A 19,752-nucleotide genomic window follows, 5' to 3' on the forward strand; every position below is an offset into this window, starting at 1 on the left:
AGTTTTTATTCTACGAAGAAACGACGTGTGGAAGATGAAATATTACGAATGTAAGTCACTTGGATTTTCGAATTTCCTAAAGCAGATAAAACAGCAGAAAACTTGGTTTCAGGACTGAAATAAGCCACGAAAATCCCACCGTTGAAATTCAGTTTTTCTAGCGCAAATGGCTGGAAGATCTGCAACAAATCTTCTCTGGAATTGTCTGTATCGATTTCCACAATCAGGTTTGCATTTTCGGTTTCAGACTTGGTTTCGTTGTCCTGATATTTTCCATTTTTGAGGAAAATGACTTTATCCGAAATTTTCTCGACTTCATACAATTGCTGAGAGCTCAGAATCAACGCAATCGGATTATTGACCGAATTAGCAATCGCTTTCAAGTCTTCCAAAATCACTTGCTGAGCGAGCACATCAAGATTCGCCAAAGGTTCATCCAGCAAAAGGATTTCAGGCTGACGAAGAAGTGTTCTCGCCAATTCGAAACGCATTTTGTAACCTGACGATAACTCGTTCCATTTCAGATGTTTGTAATTCCAAAGTCCGAGACGCGCAATCATCATCAGCGTTCTGGTCTCGTTCTCTTCGGGTTTTACACCATAACTTGACAAGACGAATTTCAAATTATCTTTCAGACTTCCGTACCATTTTTCGGTTCTTTGAGGAATATAAACCAATTTTGTTCTTAGCTCAAATTCATCTTTAGGCGTTTCATCAAATTTGTAATTCAACTCGCCTTGATTATGCGAAATTTCTTTAGCCAAAATCCTGAGCAACGTCGTTTTCCCGTTTCCGTTCTCTCCTACCAAACCGTAAACCTGACCTTTCTTGATTTCCAAAGAAACCGGACCGAGCGAAAAATGATTGCTTCCATAAGATTTTTGGATATTTTTAGCTGTTAGAACTGAGATTTCCGTTGGATATTCCTTGACTTCGATTTTCTCGATTTCAACAAGGAAAACTTTACATTTTTCAATGAGCTCATCGGATTTTTCAGGGTTCTTTTCTTTCCAGTCTGTAAGTTCGATGGCGGTTTTGTAGATGGCCATATTCTGAGTATCCATCGCACAATCCAGCAACTTCCTAAAACCAAGAACAATATCTTTATTATCAAAAAAGTGAAAAACAGCCTTCACTCTTTGTTGATGTTTTGTCATAGTTATTTTGTTTTGAACGTTTTAAAGATAACTAAAATAAGTTTGGGTTTATTATTTTCAATTTAACTTTTAATTAGTTTTTTTCAGTTCGCAGATTTCACAAATTAAGCAGATTTTAAAAAGAAATGAATCTGTGAAATCTGCCGAATCTGCGAGCTGAATTTATTTTCAAATGATATTAAGAAAAATATTTATCTTCCAAAACACAAAATCAACTATTTTATGGACAAGAGAAAACTTCGTGAATCAATTTTCAGACATTTGGATGGCATCGTGACCGCGCCTGTGATTTCGGCTTTGTCAAAGAAAAATATCTTGGATTTTATTTTGGCTAATGACCATCTGGAACTTTCTGAGATCAATGAAAAATTTGATGCCAATGAAGGTTATCTGAATGTTGCATTACGGGTTTTGGCGTCACAAGGTTTCCTGAATTATGATTTGAATAATGAATCAGACATTGTCACAATTTCAAAAAATAACAACACCGATGAAGTCTTTTCTCATCAAAACATTTATGTTGATTTAGCTGAGTTTTTGGCAGATTTTGATATCATCAATTCCAAAGAACTCACGGAAAGTCTCTGCAAAAAATGGATTCAGATTTTTGAGAAATACAAATCATTTTTGAGCGAAAATGTCAACGAACCTTCTTTGAATTATCAAATCCAAAAACACATCGAAGGTGCTTTGGTCGGTCCCATCATTATCAAACTCGGAATGAGCGGAATGTTTCACAAATATTTTATGGAAGCGAGTTTCAGCGCGGAAGAATTCCATAAAAATCCGGAATATTTTGAAAAAATATTGGATTATCTTTCAGAACTTGGTTGGTTTTCAAAAAAAGGTGATAATTTTCAATTTACCGAAACGGGATTGTTTTTTGCGAGACGTGCGACCGCTTATGGCGTAACGGTTTCTTATCTTCCGATGTTTTCAAAATTGAATCAACTGATTTTTGGAAAAGCCGCAGAAATCCGAGAAATTGAAGACGGCGAAGACGAAATCCACGTTAACCGCGAAATGAATGTCTGGGGAAGTGGTGGCGCACATTTGACTTATTTCAAAGTGATTGATGAGTTTATCATCGATATTTTCAATCGTCCTTTGAACGAACAACCAAAAGGAATTTTGGATATGGGTTGTGGGAACGGCGCGTTGTTGCAACATCTTTATGACGTGATAGAAAGGCAGACTTTGCGTGGAAAACATTTGGAGGAAAATCCGTTGTTTTTGGTTGGTGCAGATTACAATCAGGCGGCACTGAAAGTGACGAGAGCTAATCTCATCAAAAATGATATTTGGGCAAAAGTGATTTGGGGCGACATTGGAAATCCGAAACAACTGGCGGAAGATTTACAGTCCGATTACAATATTGGTTTGGGCGATTTGCTCAACATCCGAACTTTCCTTGACCACAACAGGATTTGGGAAGATGTTTTGGAAATTAATTCTGCCAGAATCAGCACTTCAACTGGCGCTTTTGCCTTCCGGGGAAAACGATTATCCAACAAAGATGTGGAAGAAAATCTTCTGAATCACCTCAAAAAATGGACACCTTATGTGGAGAAATTCGGATTGTTGTTGATTGAACTGCATACACTTTCACCGGGAATTACTTCGAAAAATTTAGGACTAACCGCGGCGACAGCTTATGATGCAACGCACGGATTTTCCGACCAATACATTGTGGAAGTCGATGTCTTTCACAGGATTTGTAAAGAATCCGGATTAGAACCTGATACTAATCTTTTCAAGAAGTTTCCGGATTCTGAGTTGGCGACGGTGAGTATTAATCTTTTGAAGAAGTAATGAATCTCTCGCAGAATGAACAGATAAGACAGATAATTAAAATGAAAACCAGCACAATCTGTAAAATCCGCGAGAGTATCAAATCATCTGATTAAAATGTTTTCAGCTTGTTTAATGTGTCTCAGATTATGATAAATCACAAACCGGAAAGTATCACCCAATTTCAACTTAATTAATCTTGAAATACTTATTGAAGTTTTTGTCTTTTCCAAATCCACAGTCTTTGCTTTCTCCAGAAGTTCAAACATTTTATGTTGTTGATTGATGAATTTCTCAACGACTGATCTGTCTAAAATTTTGTGAATAGGATTAGCGGTTTTCATCGTTTTCATTTTGTTGAATTTCGCTTTCGGAAGCATCATATTCGCAAAATAATTTCCCAAAAGTCCAGTTTTAAACTCTGTTTTTTTTGATGAAAATCTACTTTTAGTGATTCGATCTTCAATTTCAGGAAGATAAAATTTACCATAAAAATTGAGATGTTCCAAACATTCCAAAACGCTCCAGCTGTTTTCGGATGTTCGAAAATTCAGAGTTTCATTATTTTGATCAAGTAGTGATTCAGCAAATTCAATATTATTTTCTGTGATGATTTTAAGGTCGGCAAGTAATTGATTAATTGAAATTTTCATTGTCAAAATTTTTCACAAAAGTCTAAAACTTCATTCATTAAAACATTGATTGAAGTCAAGATTTTTTCAGCCTAGACAAGGTTTCCGGCGACATCCTGAGATAATTAGCAATGTATTTATTAGGAATTTCCTGAAATAATTTCGGACTTCGTTTAAGAACTCCTTCGTATCGGATTTTCGGAGAGCTGTACAGCAAATCTTTCTCACGTTCAATCTGTTGCAAAACCAAATCTTCCAGAATAGAATTCCATAATTTCAGATTCTCATTATTGGAATTGATAAATTCATAAAAATCCTTTTTGGAAGACACTTTTACCGTTGAAGCTTTGATGGCCTGAATACAGAATTCCGAAGGCTTGCCCGACAAAAAAGAATCCAGAGAAACGATGATATTTCCCTGATACCCAAAACGGATAATCCGCTCCTCATCTTCATCCTCGATAAAAATCCGGACACTTCCCTCTTCCACAAAATAAACATTCGTATCGATAGTTCCTGAGGTTTTGAGAAATTCATTTCGTTTAAAAATTTTGGTCTCCCAAAACAATTCGTTTTGTAAAAATTCCAACATCGGCAGAAATTATTTATTCAAAGTAAAGCTATTTTATTAAATTTGAGAAACAAACTATGAAAGCAAAAACTATGGTCATCAAAAACACACTAGCAATCATCTGCGCTGTCTTCACTATTTCTATAAATGCTCAGGAAATTATTCCTTTCAGAATTACGAAGTATAATAACATCATTATAAAAACTGTGGTTAATGACAAAGATTCTCTTGACCTGATGTTTCAAATCGCAATGACAGACGCTTCCATTTCTCCCGAAAGGTCTAAGCCTGCAAAAAGTATTGTTTTCCAGAATGAAATCAGTGAAAATAATTCGGTAAAGATCGGACAACTGGAATTTAAAGATATAAAATTTTATGACAACGAACTGACCGGCCGAGAAGCAGATGGAAAAATCGGAACAGGAATTTTTAAAGGGAAAACGTACAAGATCGATTATGATAACAATCAATTGGTGATATATGGAAAGTTGCCTGATATCACGGGATACAGGGAAGTTTCTTATATAACCAACAAAGAAGGTCAGATTTTTTTAGCTTGTGAGAATGTAATTGATAACGAAAGCTATGAATCGAATTTCCTTCTGCAATCGGGATATTCCGGAGGTTTGCTTTACAGCAACCAAATTGCGGACTCACATGATCTGAATAATAAACTGAAAATAACAGGCGAAAAAACATTGAAAAATTCTGCAGGAAAAAGCATTATAACCAAACAAGGCATTTTGCCTGCTTTAAAAATCATTGACGATATTACTTTGAAAAATGTGTCGGCCGGATTCTTTAGCGGTGAAATTAAAAACCAATCCACAAGCTACTTTGGAGCGGATCTGATCAGAAGATTCAATTGGATCTTTGATGCGGAAACGGAACGTATTTACATCAAGCCAAGCCAATATTTTAATGAACCATATTTCAAGATCCAATAAATCAGTTGAAGGCCGCCCGAAATTCTATAGGACTTTGGTTAGTTTTACTTTTAAATAATTTGCTGAAACTTTGCGAATGCTCAAACCCGAGTTCATAGGCAATCTCACTTACCGATAATTCTGTAGTGGAAAGTTTTTCTTTGGCTTTTTCTATTAATTTTTCGTGGATATGTTGTTGCGTCGTTTGACCAGTCAACTGTTTCAGAAGGCTTCCCAGATATTTTACAGAAATATGAAGCGAATCTGCCACAAACTGTACGCTTGGTAAACCTTTCGTTACCAAATCTTCATCATTAAAATAATTTTGCAGCAGTTCTTCCATTTGCTCCAGGATTTTGTGACTGCTTTTTTTCCTTGTCAGAAACTGTCGTTGATAAAATCTTTCAGAATAATTAAGCAAAGTTTCAAGATGCGAAATCATAATATCCTGACTGAATTTATCAATATTCGACTGATATTCACTTTGGATGATTGCTACGATTCCGTTAAGAATATTTTTTTCTTTATCTGAAAGAAACAGTGCTTCATTCACAGAATAACCAAAAAACTCATATTTCTTGATTGTTTTTGCCAAAGAAGTTCCCCAGAGAAAATCGGGGTGAATGAGCAAAACCCAGCCGGAAAGGTCGTCATCGGGTTCCGGTCCGGCTCCTCTCAAAACCTGGTTCGGACCAACAAAATACAACATTCCCTCATCAAAATCATAAGTCTGCTGACCGTAAAAAAGCTTGTTGGTAAATCCTTTTTTCAGCGAGATATAATAGAAATCGAATGTTGCAGTGATTTCCTCATTGCTTGTCGGAACATTTAAGTCGGCATAATTCAAAACACTTATCAGCGGATGTTCCGGACTTGGTAAACCAAATGTACGATGCGCTTCTGTAATGGTTTTAAAACGGATGGGTTTGGAATTCATAAAATCAGTTTTTAAAAGGATATTTCAGCCAAATCATTACCAAAGGAATCATCAGGAAAGGGATTTCCATTAAAACCATTTTAAAATTCCCGACTCTCATTGCCAAAGCCATAATTAAAACGATTGACATTGCATTGAGAACATTTCCGAAGAAAAAAGTTTTAGGAATGAGCAACAAAATTGCTATCAAAATAATGGAAACTCCCAGAACCGGAATATATGTTTCGCTGATTCCCAACTCGTTCATCATCTTGAGAGACTCTGGATTATTTTTATAGTTGAAACTTTCCCAGCCGTGTTTCACATTCAGAAATGCCGAAGTAATCAGTAATATCAAAGAAATTATACTTTTTATCATTGTATTTTTATTTTAGGATAAATTTAAAAAATAAATAATTGACTGCCAATCCGACAGGAATTCCTATCAAAGCAGATTTCAAGGCTCGATTTGCTTTTAGCGGAAAAGAATTTCTGTGTCTGAAATACAAAAATATTCCCAATGGAGGCAGCATCTGCGATAATAAAGACCATGCGTCGCCAGTTTTTCGTTATTGCTCATTTTTTAGATTTTAAATATTACTGAATTCTTCTGAATTTCATCGTTTTTCCAAGAAGAGAAACGCCCATATATCCTCTGAACTGAAGATGATTGATGTCGGTAAGTTTTGCCTTCAGGCTGTAAGAATTTCCGTCTGTCGGATTGTAGAGCTTTCCACCGGAATATTCACCATCTTCAAATGCAAGATTGGTAATATTCACCATATTTTGACGGGAACGGTTTCTTAATTTCGCATCGAGATTTTTAGGATCTTTTTTGGGAGTTTTTCCGTCAGCTTCAAACATATTGGATGCCCAGAGAAGTTTTCCGAAATATTTTCCGTTCTGTGGGAAGATTTCAAATTTCAATTTCACATCGCCATCAATGCTTTCCCAGTTTCCAATGATCTTATCTGCCGAAAGTTTTTGAGCAAATGATAAGGATGATATCAGAATCATCATCGATAAAATAAGTAATTTTTTCATATTAATTAATTTTGAAGATTTTTGATTCTTTTGAATTCCCGATGCCCGAATTTCAACAATATATTTGGAAAAAGCCTGCTTGCAAGTTTGATAACACCAACAATCGGAGGTTTCAGTTCTTTTTTGTCTTTCAGTAATCCTTGAATTGCGAAATTCACCATTTTATCAACTTCCATCATCATTTTTGGATTGACTTTTACAGCCCAATCCTTTTGCAGATTGGTATTGACTCCGGGAGGAATCATCTCAAAAACTTTGACATTGGTGTTTTCTAATTGTAATTGCAAAGCCTGTGTGTAAGCATGGACTCCAGCTTTTGTAGCACTGTAAATCGGGGCAGAAGAATAGGACATAAAAGCAATAGCCGAAGAAACATTGACAATCGCTGCCGATTTCTTTTTGAGCAAATGTGGAAGGAACTGATGAACCATTTGAATAGTTCCGGAAAGATTGGTAGTAATCTCAAGGTTGATATTTTCCAGGTCGATACTTTTGTCCTGTAAATCAATCAACCTCATCAAACCGGCGTTGTTGATGATTATGTTTAAATCCGGGAAAAGCGTAGTAACCGTATCATACAAATCTTTGATATCTTTCGGATTACTAACATCACTTTGGAAGGTATGAATATTTGGAAATATTGATTTAGCATTGTATAATGCTTCGATATTTCGTCCGGTGACGATGATGTTTGCGCCCTGCTCTGTTAATTGTCTTACAAGTTCTAGTCCGATTCCGCTGGTTCCGCCTGTAATGAGAACGGTGCTATTTTTTAGTTGCATTTGTTTTTCTTTTTGTTATTGCAAATTTCTGCAAGGGCAAGAAAAACGATGTAGCCAAAAGTCGGGTTGTTGTAGCTGAAAATCTGTGACTAATTTATTTTCCAATAAAAAACCTCATCAGATTGATGAGGTTTTTATTTGTTTAAAAGCTTATTTGACGCTTTTAACTCTTATCATTCCTTTGTTCTCGTGGTACATCATGCACATAATTTTCCCGTCTCTCTCCGGACACTTGTCTGTGTTGTCATAAACCAGCGACACTTGTTCACCAGCTTTTTTAGATTCCAGAATATCGGAATTACAGACCAAATAATCTTCATTTTCTCCGACTCTGAGGTAAGTTCCTGTGCAATCTCTAACGATGGTTCCGGTTTGCAATCTGTCGTGAACTGTGGCGCAGGAAAATAGGAATGTTGAGAATATTCCTAGAGATAAAATGTGTGATACTTTCATTTTCATAAATTTTATTTGAAGTTAAAAGTACAATTTTAATCTAACACTTCTTATTGATTTTTATTAACTTTGATAAAAATATGAATGATGGACATTTCTAATCAAACTCTATATCAGGAAATTACAGACAAATTAAAAACGGTTCCAAAAGAAGTTCTTGAAAGGATTTCTGCTTATTTATCTGAATTCGACGAGAATAAAAAGCATCTTAATTTTGAACTTTCCGAGGAACAAAAAGAAAGTCTTTCCAAAATAAAAGAACGACCTTATTCCGAACATACGGAAGTCAATATTTTCCTCAATGAAATGAGTGAAAAATATGGTATTTGAAGTCATTATTTCAGACGAAGCAAAATCAGACTTATAAAATTCATATTTATATTATCGGGAAAAAGCAAGTAAAAAAGTTGCAGATAATTTTATTAAGGATTTTAGAAAATCGATAAAAATAATTTCTGACAATCCTTATTTTAAAATTTGGTTTGATGAGTTCAGAGCCAAACCACTATCAAAATATCCATTCTTATTATTTTTCTCCGTTGATAAAAAAGAAAATATTATTTTGATAGCAAGAGTCTTCCACACTTCTCAAAATCCTGAAAAATACCCATAAAAAAAGCGAAAGAATAAATCTTTCGCTTTTCTATTCTATTAAGTTCAAAAACTACATCGCCTCCATTTTAAACGTCATACTCTCAATCACTTTCAGAATTGCTTCTACTGTATCCATCGAGGTCAGACAAGGAACGCCGTTTTCTACGGACATTCTGCGGATTTGGAAACCATCTCTTTCGGATTGTTTTCCTTTAGTCATCGTATTCACCACATACTGCACTTTTCCTTTCTGAATCAAATCAATCAGGTTCACATCTTCTTCTCCGATTTTGTACCCGATTTTCGTTTGGATTCCTTTCTCTTCGAAGTATTTAGCCGTTCCTTCTGTTGCCCAGATTCGAAAACCTGCGTTATTGAAACGTTTTGCCAATTCAGAAGCTTCTTCTTTGTCCGCATCAGCAACTGTGAAAAGAATTGCTCCGAAAGTCGGAACTTTTCTTCCAGCGCCAATCAAACCTTTGTACAAAGCCTTTTCGAAGGTCGAATCTTTCCCCATTACTTCGCCGGTGGATTTCATTTCCGGTCCAAGTGAGATATCAACTTTCGTCAATTTACTGAAAGAGAAAACCGGAACTTTTACGAAGATGCCTTCTTTATTCGGAACCAAACCTGACTTGTAACCTAAATCTTTCAATTGTGTTCCAAGAATTGCTTTTGTTGCCAGATTTGCCATTGGAATATCTGTGATTTTCGATAAGAAAGGAACAGTTCTGGACGAACGTGGATTCACTTCGATGACGAAAACATCTCCGTTGGAAATCACGTACTGGATATTCATTAATCCAATTACATTCAGCCCTTTTGCTAATCTTATAGTGTAATCTTCAAGCGTTTTGATTTGAGTGTCCGTCAAAGTCTGAGGTGGATAAACCGCAATCGAGTCTCCGGAGTGAACACCCGCTCTTTCGATATGTTCCATAATTCCCGGAATCACCACCGTTTCGCCATCAGAAATTGCGTCTACTTCCACTTCTTTTCCTGTCAGATAACGGTCAATCAGAACTGGATGTTCCGGACTTGCATCCACCGCATTTTCCATATAATGTGCGAGTTCTTTCTCATTATAAACGATTTCCATCGCACGTCCTCCTAAAACATAACTTGGTCGAACCAAAACAGGATAACCAATCTCATTCGCAATCACAATCGCTTCTTCTTTTGAAGTCGAAGTTTTACCAAGCGGTTGCGGAATTCCCAAATCCTGAAGTGCCTTCTCGAATTTATCTCTGTTTTCAGCTCTGTCCAAATCTTCAAGAGAAGTTCCCAAAATCTGAACACCGTGAGCAGCCAATTTATCAGCCAGATTAATCGCTGTCTGTCCTCCGAACTGAACCACGACGCCTTTTGGTTTTTCAAGTTCGATGATGTTCATCACATCTTCTTCTGCCAAAGGTTCGAAGTATAATTTATCCGAAATCGAGAAGTCTGTTGAAACCGTTTCTGGATTGGAATTGATGATAATCGCCTCATAACCCATCTGCTGAATCGCCCAAACCGAATGTACCGTTGCATAATCAAACTCAACACCTTGCCCGATTCTGATTGGTCCTGAACCCAAAACGATGATTTTTTCTTTGTCAGAAACGATGCTTTCATTCTCTTCTTCGTAAGTTCCGTAGAAATAAGGCGTTTCCGATTCAAATTCAGCGGCACAAGTGTCCACCATTTTGTAAACCGGCATTATGCCGTTGTCTTTTCTGAACTGGAAAACTTCTTTTTGAGTAGTCTCCCAAAGATGTGCGATATTCAAATCTGCAAAACCTAATTTCTTAGCTTCGATAAGAATGTCTTTATTGAATTTATTCTCTTTAATTGTCGTTTCGAAATCAATCAGTTTTTTGATTTTCCAAATGAAGAATTTGTCAATTTTACTCCATTCCACAATCTGTTCCCAATCATAACCTCTTCTTAAAGCATCACCGATGATGAACAATCTTTCGTCATCACAAACCCGGATTCTTCTTTCGATTTCTTCTGCTGTTAAAGCTTCCGCTTGCTTTTTCTTTAATCCTAAATGACGGATTCCTGTTTCCAAAGAACGGATGGCTTTTTGCAAAGACTCTTCGAAATTTCTTCCGATGGCCATCACTTCGCCCGTGGCTTTCATTTGTGTTGATAATCTTCTGTCAGCCGTTTCAAATTTATCAAATGGGAATCTCGGAAACTTAGTCACTACATAATCCAAAGCTGGCTCGAAACAAGCGTAAGAAGTTCCTGTAACCGGATTTTTGATTTCGTCCAATGTCAAACCAACTGCGATTTTTGCCGCGATTTTTGCAATCGGATAACCTGTTGCTTTACTCGCTAAAGCCGATGAACGCGACACTCTAGGATTAACCTCGATGATATAATAATTGAATGAATGCGGGTCTAATGCCAGCTGAACATTACATCCACCTTCGATTCCTAAAGCTCTGATGATTTTTAGAGAAGCATTTCTCAACAACTGATATTCTCTGTCTGAAAGTGTCTGAGAAGGCGCTACTACAATCGAATCTCCAGTGTGAACACCAACTGGGTCGATGTTTTCCATATTACAAACCACGATAGCGTTGTCGTTGGAATCTCGCATTACTTCATATTCGATTTCCTTGAAACCAGCGATTGACCTTTCAATCAAACATTGAGTTACTGGTGAATGTTTAAGGCCAAGTTCTGCAATTTCACGAAGTTCAGTTTCGTTGGAAGCAATTCCGCCTCCTGTTCCTCCCATTGTAAAAGCAGGACGAACAATTACAGGATAACCCAAATTATTAGCAAAGTCCAAAGCTCCCTCAACAGTCGTTACGATGTCAGATTCTGGAACTGGTTCGTTCAATTCTCGCATCAATTCACGGAAAAGATCCCTGTCTTCTGCCTGATTAATGGCTGAAAGTTTCGTTCCTAAAACTTCCACTTTGCATTCTTCTAAGATTCCGGATTTTTGTAATTCAACCGCCATATTCAGTCCGGTTTGTCCTCCCAAAGTCGGAAGAAGCGCATCTGGACGTTCTTTGCGGATGATTCTGGAAACGAATTCCAAAGAAATCGGTTCAATATAAACTTTGTCGGCAATCTCCACATCTGTCATTATCGTCGCAGGATTGGAATTAATCAAAATCACTTTGTAACCTTCTTCTTTCAAAGAAAGGCAAGCCTGTGTTCCCGAGTAATCAAATTCCGCAGCCTGACCAATAATGATTGGACCTGAGCCGATTACTAAAATTGTTTGTATATCTGTTCTTTTCATTTTTTTATTAGATGTCGGAAAACCGATTTTATTTAATTTTCATTTCATAGGATTTCACCTACGATTATTCAAAATTCCATAGGTTTCACCTACGGCTACTGATATTGAATCCTTCGGATTCTGTAATATTTTACTTTTTGAAATCTTCCATCAAAGTGATGAAATTATCAAAAAGATAATTTGCATCTTCCGGACCTGGACTTGCTTCTGGGTGATATTGAACTGAGAAACAAGGATGAATTTTATGCTTCACACCTTCATTCGTTCTGTCATTCAGAGCAATATGAGTTTCGACCAAATCTGTATTTTTCAAAGATTCCTGGTCAATCGCATAACCGTGATTTTGAGAAGTGATTGCCACTTTGTTTTTTTCTAAATCCAAAACGGGATGATTTCCTCCTCTGTGTCCGAATTTCAGTTTATAAGTTTTTGCACCACAAGCCAAACCAATCAATTGATGACCTAAACAAATCCCAAAAATTGGAACTTTTCCTAGCAACTTCTGAATCATTACTAAAGCTTCCGCATTATCTTCCGGGTCGCCAGGACCGTTGGAAAGCATAATTCCGTCCGGGTCCATTAATAGAATTTCTTCTGCAGTTGTGTCGTGAGAAACTACAATGATATCACAGTTTCTTTGAGATAATTCACGAATGATTCCCAACTTGGAACCGAAATCCACCAAAACTACTTTGAAACCTCTTCCCGGACTTGCATAAGATGTTTTTGTGGAAACCTGTTCTACTTGGTTTGTTGGAAATTGAGTCGCTTTTAGTTCTTCGATTACTGCTTTTTCATCTGCATCTGCGTTGACGATTTTTCCTTTTTCAACCCCTTTGTTTCTAAGAATTCTTGTCAATCTTCTGGTGTCGATTCCTGAGATTCCTGAAAGATTTTTCTTTTGGAACAATTCGTCCAAAGTGATTTGATTCCTGAAATTGGAAGGCAAATCGCATAATTCTTTCACAATCAAACCTTTGATTGCAGGCTCGATGCTTTCGTAATCGTCACGATTAATTCCGTAATTTCCAATCAAAGGATAAGTCATACAAACGATTTGTCCGCAATAACTTGGGTCAGAAATCAGTTCCTGATAACCCGTCATTCCCGTGTTAAAAACCACTTCTCCAGCAGTGTCCTGCTCTGCTCCGAATCCCGTTCCGTGAAAAACTTCGCCGGATTCTAATATTAATTTCTTTTTCATTTTTACTTTTTTAGATTCAAGAACCGAGATTTCAGATTTTAGACGTACTCTTGGCTCTTGTTTCTTTTATCTTGTTTCTTTATTTCAATTTTTACTCAAAAAAAACACGCCCGAAAGCGTGAATAAATATTTTAATTTTTGGAGTCGATGAATTTGAATCCTCTGTTTTCTAAATCATATTTAAGGATTGCCATTCTTGCAAAAACGCCGTTTTGCATTTGTTTGAAAATTCTCGACCTTTCGCACTCAACCAATTCCGAATCAATTTCCACGCCTCTGTTGATTGGCGCCGGATGCATAATGATGGATGTCGGTTTCATCTTTGCTTCTCTTTCTTTTGTCAACCCGAATTTCTTCAAATAATCTTCAGATTTGAAATTGAAGTTTCTCTCGTGACGTTCGTGCTGAATTCTCAACAAAATCAAAACATCCACTTCTTTTACCAAATCATCGAACTGTAGATAAGTTCCGTTCACCAACATTCCTTCATCAAACCAAAATTCTGGTCCTGAGAAATAAACTTTCGCTCCTAATCTTCTGAATAATCCCGCATCTGAATTCGCAACACGGCTGTGTTTCACATCGCCTACAATTCCGATTTTAAGACCTTCAATTTTTCCAAATTCCTGAATGATTGTCAGCGCATCCAAAATCGCTTGTGAAGGATGACTCCCTACGCCGTCGCCAGCATTCACAATACTCAATTTTGCATCTTGCAAAGCATCATAATAACGCTTCTCCGAATGTCTGATAACTGCGACTTCCACACCAATTGCTTCCAGAGTTTTAATCGTATCCAACATTGTTTCGCCTTTAGCAATCGAGCTTTTATCAACTTCGAAATCAATCACCTGAAGTCCCAGTTTTTTCTGAGCGACCTCAAAACTCGTTTTGGTTCTTGTGCTATTCTCAAAAAAGAGGTTCGCTGCGAAAACATCGCCATCAATTTTGCTGATTTTTCCATCTGCAAATTGTTGCGCTTCTTGTAAAATTTTCTCTATACTCTCTGTAGATGTGCGGGAAAGCTTAATCATATCTCAAATTTTTAAATAAAAAAAACGAAGCCTAAAAGACTTCGTTAAATATAAAAAATATTGTTGTTGTCGGCAAACTTGCCAATTGTTGTTGTCGCTAAATTCTGTACCAGATTCATTGGGTGCAAAGATACCAATATTTTCTATATTATGAAATCTTATTCATAATTTTTTATGTTAAATGAATGAACTTCTGCTCTAAAATTTTTACAATCAAAAATTTTCTTTACATTTGAAAGAATGATTTGCCATTATGGGATTGGATAAAAAAGACAAATTAATACTTTCGCTTCTACAAGAGGATTCTACGTTATCTGTAAAAGAAATTTCCGAAAAAATCGGACTCACTTTCACACCCACGTACGAACGCATCAAAAACCTTGAAAAGCAAGGTGTTGTAGAAAAATATGTTGCGATTTTGAACCGAGAAAAACTCGGCATCAACATCGTTGTTTATTGTAATATCCGCCTGAAAGAACAATCTCAAAAAACCTTGAAAGAATTCGAAGATTATATTTCTAAATACGATGAAGTACAGGAAATCATCAGTCTTTCCGGCGAATATGATTATATGTTGAAGATTCTTGCAAACGACATCAATTCTTATAATACTTTCACGGTCAATGTGATTTCAAACGGACCGCACATAGGGCAATATCATAGTTCTATTGTTCTAGCCGAAGTTAAAAAGACGACTAAGTTTAAGTTAGATTAATTTTTTTTAAACGCAAAGACGCAAAAGGTTTTATCCATAATCTTCAAAGTCGCAAAGAATAAATCTTCGATTTATTTGATTTGACGACGTTAAATTTGCGCCTTTAAAACAGTTTAATTGTTTAATCGCTTTGTGCCTTTGCGATAAATCTAACCCAACAATTTATCTCTCACTTTATTAAACTGATATTCGATTTCATCAAGGCAAAGATTTCCTAAACTGCCTTGATGAGAATGATTTAGTTCTTTGTAATCGTATTCGAAAAGGTCATTTTCAATCTCTTGTCCGATTTGAATATAAGCATCTCTGAATGATTTTCCATTCTTAACTTCTTCGTTGATTTTTTCTACGCTGAAGATGTATTTGTATTTTTCGTCATCTAAGATATTATCTTTCACTTCGATGTTCGGAAGCGTATAAATCAGGATTTCCAGACATTCTTTCAAAGAATCAATTGCAGGAAATAAGATTTCTTTTGTCAATTGCAAATCTCTGTGATAGCCCGACGGCAGGTTATTCGTCAACAAAACCAATTCATTTGGCAAAGCCTGAATTCTGTTGCATCTTGCTCTAACCAATTCGAAAATATCCGGATTTTTCTTGTGAGGCATAATGCTACTTCCCGTTGTAAATTCTTTTGGAAAGGTTATAAAATCAAAATTTTGACTTAAATAAAGACAAACATCATAAGAAAATTTGCTCAAAGTTCCAGCCAAAACCGACAAAGAATTCGCCAACAATTTCTCCGATTTCCCACGCGTCATTTGCGCATAAACCACATTATAATTCAACGTTCTGAAACCGAGTTTGTAAGTCGTACTTTCTCTGTCAATTGGGAAAGCTGAACCATACCCCGCGCCCGAACCTAAAGGATTTTTACTGATTATATTCTTGGTCGCAAAAAGTAACTCCAAATCATCCACCAGAGATTCTGCGTAAGCACCAAACCACAATCCGAAAGATGAAGGCATTGCTACCTGCAAATGTGTGTAACCAGGCAACAAAACGTTTTTATGTTGATTGGCTTTGTCTTTCAAAATTTGGAAAAACGAATCTGTCAGTTCTGTAATTTCTCGAATTTCGTCTAAAAGATATAATTTGATATCAGTTAAAACCTGGTCATTTCTCGACCTTGCTGTATGGATTTTTTTTCCTGTTTCTCCAAGTTTCTCGATAAGAATCGTTTCGATTTGTGAATGAATGTCTTCTGTATTTTTATCAATTTCGAAGCTTCCTTTTTCGATATCGATAAGAACTTCTTCCAGAACCGCAACGATATCTTGTTCTTCATCCAATCGAATCAAACCAACTTCTGCCAGCATTTTCGCGTGAGCGATTGAGCCCAACACATCGTATTTTGCTAATCTGTCATCAAAATCCAAGTCCTTTCCGACCGTGAATTTATTAACCAAATCATTGGTTTTCGTATTATCTTTTTGCCAAATTTTTTTCATTTTTTTAATATTTTGAACGCAAAGAGCGCAAAGATTTTTTTTTAGTTTTATTGAAAATATTTTAAGGTTCGCAAAGGCGCTTACGCTCATCAAAGGTTTAATTTTAAATTTCTTCTGTCATTACAGTTTTGTTTAGATTCCTACGGAATGACAAACTTCGTGATTATAACCCTCTTTTGTTTTTATGCTGAATCCGCAGCCCGACTTGAGCGGAAATCCTTTTTTGCCAACCTTTAAGTTCTATTTAAACTGAAATCGTGAGCAAAAAAGATTGGGAGCGGAAGGCGGATTAAGCTGCCCAAACCTTTAAAATTGTTTATAATATTTTTTCTAATATTTTAATGTAAATATCGATTCCTTCTCGGATTTCGTCAATATAAACAAACTCGTCCGCCGTGTGGGAACGCAGACTGTCACCAACGCCCAACTTTACCGATGTGCAAGGAATAATCGCCTGGTCCGAAGATGTTGGCGAACCGTAAGTTGTCCTTCCCAATGCCAATCCTGCCTGAACAAACGGATGATTGACATCTATTTTTGAAGAATTGAGACGGAATGACCTCGGCGTCAATTTCGATTCCATCTGTGATTGGATGATTTCGAAAACTTCTCGATTCGAATATTCGTCTGTGACACGCACATCTAGAGTGAAGTTGCATTTTTCAGGAACCACATTGTGCTGAGTTCCCGCATTGATAACCGACAAAGTCACTTTTACTTCGCCAAGATAATCGGAAACTTTTGGAAATTTGAAATCCAGAATATTCTGCAAATCTTTCATACACTTCACAATCGCATTGTCATTGTTAGGATGCGCGGCGTGAGAAGGTGTTCCCGTCATTTCTCCGTCAATGACCAGCAGACCTTTTTCTGCAATCGCGAGATTCATTTTGGTTGGCTCGCCTACGATTGCTAATTCTACATTTGGAAGTTGTGGAAATAAAGCTTCAATTCCGTCCAATCCGGAAATTTCTTCCTCAGCCGTCAAAGCAATTACCAAATTATGAGTCAAATCTTCGGCTTCATAAAAATAAAGAAACGTCTGCGCCATTGCTACCAAAGAAGCACCTGCATCATTGCTTCCCAAGCCAAACAGTTTCCCGTCTTTTTCCACAGGAATAAACGGGTCCAAAGTATAAGCTTTGTTCGGCTTTACCGTGTCGTGGTGCGTATTGAGAAGAATCGAAGGCTTGCCTGCGTCAAAAAATTTGTTGGTTGCCCAAATATTATTTTTGAAGCGGTTAACTGCAATTTGATGCTCATTGAAAAATCCTTCTATGATAAGCGAAACGTTATATTCGTCTCGGCTCATAGATGGCGTTGCGATGAGTTTTTTCAGCAGTTTGACTGCGTTTTCGGTTAATTCTTCTCTGCTAAAGACAGATTTCAGTTCCTTCATTTCCTAGTTTTATTTGGTCTGATAATTTTTCTTCTTTGATTAAAGCCACTTTCTGAACGCCATTTTCTTTGGCCCGGAAAGCATTTTCTAGTTTTGGTAAAATCCCCTTATGAAGTTTTCCTTCGGATTTTAATTCAGAAAATTCTTGTTTGTTAATTGTTTTCAAATTTGAATTTTCGTCTTCAATATTTTCTAAAACCCCGTTTTTATCGAAACAGAATAACAATTCTGTCTCGAAATGTTTTGATAAAGCCTGAGCGATAGTTCCGGCAATCGTGTCTGCATTGGTGTTGAACAGATTTCCTTTTTTATCGTGAGTGATTGCAGAAAACACCGGAACCAAACCCAGATTTATCATATTTATAATCAATTCGTGATTGATACTTTTCTCATTGATGTCGCCAACAAATCCAAAATCGATTTCCGGATGTTGTCTTTTTTCGGCTTTAATAACGTTTCCGTCCGCTCCGGAAAATCCAATTGCATTGCAGTCGAAACTTTGGAGCTTTGCCACCAAATTTTTATTGATTCTACCAGCATAAACCATTGTTACAATTTTCAACGTTTTCTTATTGGTGATTCTTCGTCCGTCAATCATTGTCTGCGTGATTTTCAACTTTTCAGCAAGAGTTTCTGCTAATTTTCCTCCGCCGTGAATTAGGATTTTGGCACCTTCAATTTCTGAAAATTGTTCAAGAAAAGCTTTCAACGATTTTTTATCATCGATAAGAGTTCCGCCGATTTTTATGATAAAAAGCTTTTGCATCTATTGACTGATTTCATCCAAAATTTCACTAAAAACCGCTTGAGCAGAAAAGATTCTGTTTTTTGCCTGTTGATAAATAATTGAGTTTTCTCCATCCATTACTTCATCACTCAATTCCAGATTTCTACGAACAGGTAGACAATGCATCACTTTCGCTTGATTGGTTAAAGCTAATTTTTCATTCGTCAACATCCAATTTCCTTCTACTTTCAGCACTTTTGCATAATCATCAAACGAAGACCAATTTTTCACATACACAAAATCCGCATCTTTCAAAGCTTCGTCCTGATTATGAATCACAGGTGTATCTTTTGTGAAATTTTTGTCTAAATCATAACCTTTCGGATTTGTGATTACAAAATCAACATCCATTTTCTGCATCCATTCTGTGAAAGAATTTCCGACAGCCTGCGCAATCGGTTTGATGTGAGGCGCCCAAGTCAAAACGACTTTTGGTTTTCGGTTTTCTTTCCAATTTTCTGTAATCGTAATGCAGTCTGCCAAACTCTGCAGCGGATGTCGCGTCGCAGATTCCAGAGAAACAATAGGAACTTTAGCACGTTTCAGAAATTGACTTAAAATACTTTCGTTCACATCATCTTCCTTGTTTTTCATTCCTGCAAAACATCTAACAGCAATGATGTCGCAATATTGATTCAGAACTTCTATTGCATCTTTTATATGTTCGACTGTGTCGCCGTTCATCACAGTTCCATTAGAGAATTCGAGATTCCAGGCTTCTTGTGCAGCGTTGAGAACTAAGACATTTAGTCCTAAATTCTGAGCTGCGATTTGTGAACTTAATCTTGTTCTGAGACTGGAATTGAGGAAAACCAAACCAATTGTTTTCCCTTTGCCTTTGGTTGGATTTTCTAATGGATTTTCTTTTATTTTTAAAGCTTTTGCAATGATATCTTGCAAATTATCTATATCGTAAACTGAAGTGAAATTTTTCATTTTATCTAATTTTTATCGCAAAGGCGCTAATTATTTTGTGTAATTCAACTTTTATAAGTCGCAAATTCAACATACAGTTTTTGCGACTTTACAACATTATAATTATT

Annotated in this window: 19 protein-coding genes and 1 pseudogene; 5 read left to right on the forward strand and 15 right to left on the reverse strand. The window is 36.5% G+C overall.

Features of this window, described 5'->3' with window-relative positions; genetic code table 11:
• Positions 1-5: 5 nt before the first annotated feature.
• Entirely contained in the window at positions 6-1,157 is a 1,152-nt protein-coding gene (locus RTX21_RS00770; protein WP_312764687.1) for an ABC transporter ATP-binding protein, read from the reverse strand.
• Positions 1,158-1,379: 222 nt separating this feature from the next.
• Between RTX21_RS00770 and RTX21_RS00775 the strand changes: the two genes are divergently transcribed.
• Positions 1,380-2,969, forward strand: a complete 1,590-nt coding sequence (locus tag RTX21_RS00775) for a class I SAM-dependent methyltransferase (protein ID WP_312764689.1) — start codon at positions 1,380-1,382, stop codon at positions 2,967-2,969.
• An 83-nt stretch (positions 2,970-3,052) separates the two neighbouring features.
• Here the strand turns inward: RTX21_RS00775 and RTX21_RS00780 are convergent, their stop codons facing one another.
• Together RTX21_RS00780 and RTX21_RS00785 are read right to left on the reverse strand one after the other, a co-directional pair.
• Positions 3,053-3,601: a DinB family protein gene (locus RTX21_RS00780; RefSeq protein ID WP_312764691.1), complete on the reverse strand. Its 549-nt coding sequence runs from the start codon at positions 3,599-3,601 to the stop codon at positions 3,053-3,055.
• Between the two features lie 55 nt (positions 3,602-3,656).
• Complete coding sequence (locus RTX21_RS00785) at positions 3,657-4,172, reverse strand: Crp/Fnr family transcriptional regulator (protein ID WP_312764693.1); 516 nt, start codon at positions 4,170-4,172, stop codon at positions 3,657-3,659.
• Positions 4,173-4,228: 56 nt separating this feature from the next.
• On the opposite strand from RTX21_RS00785, the gene RTX21_RS00790 reads away from it, so the two are divergent.
• Entirely contained in the window at positions 4,229-5,098 is an 870-nt protein-coding gene (locus RTX21_RS00790) for a hypothetical protein (RefSeq protein ID WP_312764695.1), read from the forward strand.
• A gap of 1 nt (position 5,099) precedes the next feature.
• Here the strand turns inward: RTX21_RS00790 and RTX21_RS00795 are convergent, their stop codons facing one another.
• The 5 genes from RTX21_RS00795 to RTX21_RS00815 form a co-directional block, all read right to left on the reverse strand.
• Entirely contained in the window at positions 5,100-6,014 is a 915-nt protein-coding gene (locus tag RTX21_RS00795) for a helix-turn-helix transcriptional regulator (protein ID WP_312764698.1), read from the reverse strand.
• A gap of 4 nt (positions 6,015-6,018) precedes the next feature.
• Positions 6,019-6,372 (reverse strand): hypothetical protein, encoded by a 354-nt coding sequence (locus tag RTX21_RS00800; RefSeq protein ID WP_312764700.1) that lies wholly within the window; start codon positions 6,370-6,372, stop codon positions 6,019-6,021.
• 218 nt (positions 6,373-6,590) lie between these two features.
• Entirely contained in the window at positions 6,591-7,037 is a 447-nt protein-coding gene (locus RTX21_RS00805; RefSeq protein ID WP_312764702.1) for a DUF2147 domain-containing protein, read from the reverse strand.
• Positions 7,038-7,042: 5 nt separating this feature from the next.
• The gene (locus RTX21_RS00810; protein WP_312764704.1) at positions 7,043-7,819 is read right to left on the reverse strand and encodes an SDR family NAD(P)-dependent oxidoreductase; all 777 of its coding nucleotides are present in this window, start codon (positions 7,817-7,819) and stop codon (positions 7,043-7,045) included.
• A gap of 150 nt (positions 7,820-7,969) precedes the next feature.
• Positions 7,970-8,272, reverse strand: coding sequence for a hypothetical protein (locus RTX21_RS00815; protein WP_312764706.1), 303 nt, complete (start codon positions 8,270-8,272; stop codon positions 7,970-7,972).
• An 84-nt stretch (positions 8,273-8,356) separates the two neighbouring features.
• On the opposite strand from RTX21_RS00815, the gene RTX21_RS00820 reads away from it, so the two are divergent.
• The gene (locus RTX21_RS00820; protein ID WP_312764708.1) at positions 8,357-8,602 is read left to right on the forward strand and encodes a hypothetical protein; all 246 of its coding nucleotides are present in this window, start codon (positions 8,357-8,359) and stop codon (positions 8,600-8,602) included.
• Between the two features lie 58 nt (positions 8,603-8,660).
• Positions 8,661-8,885 (forward strand): annotated as a pseudogene (locus RTX21_RS18000) (type II toxin-antitoxin system RelE/ParE family toxin); the annotation flags it as partial.
• Positions 8,886-8,936: 51 nt separating this feature from the next.
• On the opposite strand, the gene carB reads toward RTX21_RS18000, so the two are convergent.
• From carB to RTX21_RS00835, 3 genes are all read right to left on the reverse strand, one after another.
• Positions 8,937-12,116, reverse strand: coding sequence for a carbamoyl-phosphate synthase large subunit (carB, locus tag RTX21_RS00825; RefSeq protein ID WP_312764709.1), 3,180 nt, complete (start codon positions 12,114-12,116; stop codon positions 8,937-8,939).
• Positions 12,117-12,246: 130 nt separating this feature from the next.
• On the reverse strand, positions 12,247-13,320 hold the full coding sequence (locus RTX21_RS00830) for a carbamoyl phosphate synthase small subunit (protein WP_312764710.1): 1,074 nt from the start codon (positions 13,318-13,320) through the stop codon (positions 12,247-12,249).
• Between the two features lie 131 nt (positions 13,321-13,451).
• The gene (locus RTX21_RS00835; protein ID WP_312764711.1) at positions 13,452-14,354 is read right to left on the reverse strand and encodes an aspartate carbamoyltransferase catalytic subunit; all 903 of its coding nucleotides are present in this window, start codon (positions 14,352-14,354) and stop codon (positions 13,452-13,454) included.
• Between the two features lie 253 nt (positions 14,355-14,607).
• Here RTX21_RS00835 and RTX21_RS00840 point away from each other — a divergent pair, with 253 nt between their 5' ends.
• On the forward strand, positions 14,608-15,069 hold the full coding sequence (locus tag RTX21_RS00840; RefSeq protein WP_170144200.1) for an Lrp/AsnC family transcriptional regulator: 462 nt from the start codon (positions 14,608-14,610) through the stop codon (positions 15,067-15,069).
• Positions 15,070-15,218: 149 nt separating this feature from the next.
• Here RTX21_RS00840 and argH read toward each other — a convergent pair whose 3' ends face one another.
• The 4 genes from argH to RTX21_RS00860 form a co-directional block, all read right to left on the reverse strand.
• On the reverse strand, positions 15,219-16,523 hold the full coding sequence (gene argH / locus RTX21_RS00845) for an argininosuccinate lyase (protein WP_312764714.1): 1,305 nt from the start codon (positions 16,521-16,523) through the stop codon (positions 15,219-15,221).
• 316 nt (positions 16,524-16,839) lie between these two features.
• Positions 16,840-17,922 carry a M20 family metallo-hydrolase gene (locus RTX21_RS00850; protein ID WP_312764715.1) on the reverse strand — a complete coding sequence of 361 codons (1,083 nt, stop codon included), beginning with the start codon at positions 17,920-17,922 and terminating at the stop codon, positions 16,840-16,842.
• Complete coding sequence (argB, locus tag RTX21_RS00855; protein ID WP_312764716.1) at positions 17,897-18,688, reverse strand: acetylglutamate kinase; 792 nt, start codon at positions 18,686-18,688, stop codon at positions 17,897-17,899. The genes RTX21_RS00850 and argB overlap by 26 nt, the downstream gene beginning before the upstream one ends.
• Positions 18,689-19,645, reverse strand: a complete 957-nt coding sequence (locus RTX21_RS00860; RefSeq protein ID WP_312764717.1) for an acetylornithine carbamoyltransferase — start codon at positions 19,643-19,645, stop codon at positions 18,689-18,691.
• Between the last annotated feature and the right edge of the window lie 107 nt (positions 19,646-19,752).

This window comes from Epilithonimonas sp. (assembly GCF_032054305.1).
Taxonomy (GTDB): Bacteria; Bacteroidota; Bacteroidia; order Flavobacteriales; family Weeksellaceae; genus Epilithonimonas.